Below are 2,664 nucleotides of genomic sequence, written 5' to 3' on the forward strand. Positions count from 1 at the left end.
AAGCCGAGGAAACTGCCTGTATCGGGCATCCTCAACTTTCGGAAAAATCAGATCGTCAATTGGTTTAAAACCTGGGATAAGGAACTGGAAGCCGAAGTATTTGCCGAAAACTTCTATCTGGATTCGGATCGAAATACCCGCATTTCGGAACTCAGACCCCTCCTGGAAGGTGCCGGTGAGATTCTGCAAACAGGGGAAATTAATCCAGGAAATCAGTTGCGGGGATCTTTTGAAATTTATGGATCCAAAGACTCCCTCAATGTGTTTTTTACACTCAGCCCGGAACCAGACCCTAAAATTCAGGCGCTCTACCTTTGGAAATAGGTTTTGATTCCCCTAAACTCCAATGCTTCATCGAAAATCAAAACATTTTGGCGTACAGCTGCTGAACTGGTATGTTCTTTGTACCGTAGGCATTGAGCCCGATTAGGTACCTAAAGGAATCCTCTATGCAGCCGTCAAAATTTCATATATTTTATTTTCCCGCTTTAATACTGTTGTTCCTTCTCGGATCAAGTGAACTTCGCGCCCAAAAGAAGGGGTATTACGACGGGTACATCATAACCCTTGAGGGAGATACGCTGAGAGGTTTTGTCAAAGACCGGCAACCCGGACCCTTCGAGCGACTATATGCCAAAGTCAGGTTTAAAAAGAAATGGCAAAAGAAGAAGTACCGTCCGGATCAAATTCGGGGATACGGGTACAATCAGTTAGATTTTGAATCTGTGGCAATCCGCGAGGATGCTTCCTTCTTTCGATTTAACTATAAGTCTGATCCAAGTCAAAAACCCATTTTTTTAAAGGTCGTCTGGAGAAACCCGGATCTTATATTATATGAATGGGAATTCGTCCACGACGATAACGACTATCTCGATAGCTTCCCGCTTTTTTACCGCCCCCGGGAGGATCAGTGGGTGCGGGCTACACAGGGCATATTTGGGCTTAAGCGGAAAAAATTGATTCCCTTTTTCCTCGATTGCCCCCAACTGGCTCTCGGTATTCAGAACAAAACCATCAACACCCTGAATGAGATCATGGAAGCCTGGAAAGGCTCTTGTTCTACCCCGAGTCCCTGAAGCGTCCCCGGATGTACCTGATCTAAAAGATATACCTTATATAAGAATCCAATAAAAACACTTTCCTAAGTTCTGACCGCATAAAAATACAGAACGGACCCCGTTTGAAAATGGGATGTAAACATATACGCAAGTATAATTTTGTTTAATTGTAATTTTCAAACCAATCGAAGTGTTCCTGGATGATTTCATCTTTGTGATCGGCCAGGTATTCTAAAAAGGCCAGGGCCGTGGGCGAGAGGTTTTTAGACTTTTGCCAAATCAGGTTCCAGTGCGTAATGACCGGGAGTCCGCGCATTGGGATAATTTCCAGATCCTCGTTTTTCAATTCATTTTTCAACCCGATGAGCGGCATAATCGAATATCCCAACCCGGCAATCAGCGCTTGTTTCAGGGCCTCGTTACTGGTGAGTTCCAGTCTTTTAGAATTCTGTATTGATTTGGAAGCCAGGAAAGACTCCATGGCATTCCGGGTAGCCGAGCCTGACTCCCTGAAAATCAGGGGTTCTTCCTTCAATACTCGGGTTGCAGATCGCTTTTTCGGTCCGATCCTGGAGGTTCCACCCACAAGAAACAGTTTGTTCTGCATCAACTCAACCCGGTTTATTTTCAGGTGATCCGGCAACACCGATACCAGGGCGAAATCTACTGCATTCTGTTCCAGGCTTCGAATGACCTTGGCCTTGTTGGTCACATCCATTACAAGATCCACACCGGGATTGGCATCCATAAACCCTGTTAAAAAATAAGGCATAACATACTTGGCCGTAGAGACCGTGGAAATAGTAAGACGGCCCGCAATATTGCCCTCAAAGGCATGGGTCTTATAGTCGATGGCCTGCACCTGGTGCAGGATTTGCTCCGCAGCCTCCGCGATCTCCTTTCCAAAATCGGTGACATAGAGCCTTCGCCCTACCACTTCAGTGAGGGGAATGGAGAACTGATCCTGAAAGTTTTTCAACTGGATAGAGACCGCCGGTTGGGTTAAATGTAATTCTTCTGCAGCCTTGGTAATACTCTGATTCTGTGCTATTTTATAAAATATATTGAGCTGGTTGAGCGTATAGTTCATAAATATTATTAATGTTTTTCATCATAAATATAAATAAAAATATATAAAAAACATATTGCAACTTTGCACTGTAAAAGAAAGATTAATGGCCTTTTCATACAATTTTAAGCATACTGCAGATTTCGACAGAGAAAACAGGGAGCGTTCCCAAAGTAGTTCTACTTCAAAAACGGTGGTGAACCGAACAACCTTGCAGGTCATCGCAGGATCTGTCCTTTTGGTTGTCCTGCTTCTGGGTTCATGGAGCCTTGATAATCTTTTTATGACAGAATTGATAGCTATTTCTTTTATATGGGGATTGATCAGCCTTATCCGGCTAAAGTCCGAACCTAACAAAACAAACTATGAAAAACGATAAATACACTGCAATGAAAGAAACGATCACAGACCAAAAAGTAGAATTGGTCAAAGGGAGTTTTACCCCTATGGAAGCCACAGATGTGGTGCTGTCCCTCCTGGATGAGAAGATCAACTTTCACAAATTACAGCGCCTGCGTTGGTGCGAGGGTCATTTTG

Annotated in this window: 2 protein-coding genes and 1 pseudogene; 2 read left to right on the forward strand and 1 reads right to left on the reverse strand. The window is 43.8% G+C overall.

What is annotated here, in order from left to right; genetic code table 11:
- Together WBV75_RS11680 and WBV75_RS11685 are read left to right on the forward strand one after the other, a co-directional pair.
- Positions 1-324, forward strand: a pseudogene (locus WBV75_RS11680) (serine hydrolase domain-containing protein); the annotation flags it as partial.
- A 173-nt stretch (positions 325-497) separates the two neighbouring features.
- A complete protein-coding gene (locus WBV75_RS11685; RefSeq protein ID WP_424120771.1) occupies positions 498-1,076 on the forward strand; it encodes a hypothetical protein in 579 nt (192 codons plus the stop codon).
- Between the two features lie 145 nt (positions 1,077-1,221).
- On the opposite strand, the gene WBV75_RS11690 is transcribed toward WBV75_RS11685, so the two are convergent.
- The gene (locus WBV75_RS11690; protein WP_424120772.1) at positions 1,222-2,148 is read right to left on the reverse strand and encodes a LysR substrate-binding domain-containing protein; all 927 of its coding nucleotides are present in this window, start codon (positions 2,146-2,148) and stop codon (positions 1,222-1,224) included.
- Between the last annotated feature and the right edge of the window lie 516 nt (positions 2,149-2,664).

The sequence above is a fragment of the Robiginitalea sp. genome (genome assembly GCF_049588695.1).
Lineage (GTDB): Bacteria > Bacteroidota > Bacteroidia > Flavobacteriales > Flavobacteriaceae > Robiginitalea.